Consider the following 463-nt stretch of genomic DNA (forward strand, 5'->3'; position numbering starts at 1 on the left):
GTGATAGGCCGCTCTCATCTCCCAAATATTGAACTTCGTTGGTGGCGCTTCATGCGTAGGTCCTGCCAATTCGTCGTTGTGCGCCTCACCCGCGTCTGTTGCTGCGTGCCAAGGATCCACCGCGAATTTCGCTTGCTGATCGACTCGTTCAAATTTCTTCTGGTGCTCGAGATCAATCGGCTTGAACGCAGGATCAGGCATATCATTTGGATTGAACCGCCTGAGGTAGTCTGGCGGGGGATTGAGGGGCGGATGAGGCGCGTCGATGTTAACGCCTAAATACCAACTACGATCAGAATGCATCTTGATGAAGCGCTCAGCCCGATCGCCTGCCCAACGCGCCTGCCGATATTCTGCGGCTGGTCCCGGACCATAGTGTTGGTCAAGATAGGGTTTGAAGTAGGCTTCGGGATTGACCCCTTTTGACCACATCCACGCATGATAGTCGTGGTTGCCTGACCAC

General features: G+C 54.4%; 1 protein-coding gene. It reads right to left on the reverse strand.

Annotation, left to right across the window (positions count from 1 at the left end; translation table 11 throughout):
• Positions 1 to 463: hypothetical protein (locus tag EOA24_RS42300; protein ID WP_210213672.1), on the reverse strand; the 463-nt coding region annotated here is incomplete at both ends.

This window comes from Mesorhizobium sp. M2A.F.Ca.ET.039.01.1.1 (assembly GCF_003998035.1).
Classification (GTDB): Bacteria; Pseudomonadota; Alphaproteobacteria; order Rhizobiales; family Rhizobiaceae; genus Mesorhizobium.